This window comes from Arthrobacter sp. Soil_C_49, assembly GCF_057656635.1.
On the sequence record NZ_JBDGJZ010000028.1, the window covers coordinates 1 to 2,091 of the forward strand.

Consider the following 2,091-nt stretch of genomic DNA (forward strand, 5'->3'; position numbering starts at 1 on the left):
ACACCCCAACCTGACGCCCCAGACCTTTGGCCCTTGACGATCGTCTAGGAAGGCCCTAGAACTCAGTCCAACACGGTTGGAGGCAGCGGTGGCGGGTCGGCGAATTGGGTATGTGCGGGTGAGCACGCTGGACCAGAACGGGCAGCGCCAGCTCGACGGGCTGGTTCTGGACCGTGTCTTCACGGACAAAGCATCCGGCAGAGATACCGACAGACCGGAACTGACCGAATTGCTGGGGTTCGCCCGCGACGGCGATACGGTCGTGGTGCACAGCATGGACCGGCTCGCCCGTAACCTCGATGACCTGCGCGCCCTGGTTCAGGGTCTCACCCGCAAGGGCGTGCGGGTGGAGTACGTCAAGGAGCATCTGCTCTTTACTGGCGAGGATTCCCCTATGGCGAATCTAATGCTCTCGGTCATGGGGGCTTTCGCTGAGTTCGAACGGTCCCTCATTAGGGAGCGACAGCGCGAAGGCATCGCCCTAGCTAGCAGCGCGGTGCCTACAAAGGGCGGAAGAAGACTCTCACGCCGGAGCGGGCAGCCGAGTTGGCGCAGCGGGCCGCCGGCGGCGTTCCGAAATCTATCCTGGCCCGCGATTACGGCATCAGCCGGGAAACGGTTTACCAGTACCTGCGGCTCACCACCCTCCCGTAAAACCATCCCTGACGGTCGGCGATCACAAGCACCGTTGGGACAAGCAGGTTGACGGAATATCCCTTATCAGTCCCGTGGGCAGGTACATGCAGTTAGCGCCGGGCTGTTCCTGCTGCGGTAGTGTTGCTCGCGCCAGTTGGTCGGCCATCCCAGTACTCATACCCACTTTGTGGGTGGGTTGTGTTAGATTCGATCTATCAGACATCGCCCCCCTCTGAGCCTCGGCTCAAGGGGGCGATTTTCATTGTGCGACAAACGGTGAAGTGTGGAGTATACGAAGGATTTCAAAGAGCGCGAAGAGCTGCTTCAACAGCTCGAAGCCCGTGGCCTCGCAATTTCTGACCGTGCCGCGGCGCTCGACTTCCTTACTCGCGTTGGTTATTTCCGTTCCGGTGCGTACCGATACGTTTTCCGGCAGTTGCTTCCGGCGGACCAGGTGAATGAGCGTCTGCATCAGTACCGATCAGACGATTACATAGCTGGTGCGAGCATCGAGCATGTCATGAAGCTGGAAGCCTTCGACTTCAAGTTGGCCAGAGTCTGCCAAGAGGGGCTTCTGGAATTCGAGGTGCGTTTACGGGCTGCCATCGCTCACACACTTGCTGCGAAAAACGTTGCGGCTCATGCGTCCAAGGAATTTTTGGATGCTCAGCGATGCGATAGAGCAGCCGGCCAGCGCACAAAGTTTGAGGCCTGGACGAAGACTTGGCGGGAAGCCGTCGACGCCGGCGCGGAGGACGAAGACTTCCTCAAGCACCACTTGCTGAAGTATCCGGAACAAGATGTACCGATTTGGGCGGTCACTGAAGTATTGAGCTTCGGAAATCTGCCATACCTCTTCGACCTCATGCAGACCCCTGACGCGCGTGCCGTGGCCCGCATGTTTGGGTTCGCCCACCCCACTCGCTTCGGTGCAGTCCTGCGCATGATGGTTGATTTTCGAAACGCCTGTGCCCATGGTTCGCGTCTTTTCAACCGGGCTTTCAAGCGTTCACTCGCGCTCCGCGAACACGATACCGACGGAGTGCTCATGGACCACTTGCTCGAGCCCGAATTCACGATTACGCCGAAACCACATCAAAGGCTCTACATCTACGCCGCCGTCTTGGCCTTCATGCTGAGATCACACTCAAGTGGTACAAACTGGAACCTGACCTTCAAGACGCAAGTCAGAAAACTCGACCTGAGGCTTCAAGCACCGGACGGGTCCGAACTCATTTCACCTAACGTAAGCATGGGCTTTCCCGTCCAGTGGACGGACCTGGATCTCTGGAAACCCACGCCCTGAACCTGGTGCCCCGATAACGACGACCTTGAGGATGAACCCATATTGGTCCCCAAAGCAAAGTCGCGCTTTCTGATTGCAGAACGTCCTGCGTTCCGCGGCGAAAATTGTGATCCGCAGACTTTGTCCCGCGCCACAGGTTGACGGAATCT

The 2,091-nt window shown here is 58.3% G+C and carries 1 protein-coding gene and 1 pseudogene; both read left to right on the forward strand.

What is annotated here, in order from left to right; translation table 11 throughout:
• Window positions 1-88: 88 nt before the first annotated feature.
• Window positions 89-654 (forward strand): annotated as a pseudogene (locus tag AC3A4Z_RS22550) (recombinase family protein).
• Window positions 655-919: 265 nt separating this feature from the next.
• On the forward strand, window positions 920-1,942 hold the full coding sequence (locus AC3A4Z_RS22555; protein WP_498714541.1) for an Abi family protein: 1,023 nt from the start codon (window positions 920-922) through the stop codon (window positions 1,940-1,942).
• Window positions 1,943-2,091: the final 149 nt, after the last annotated feature.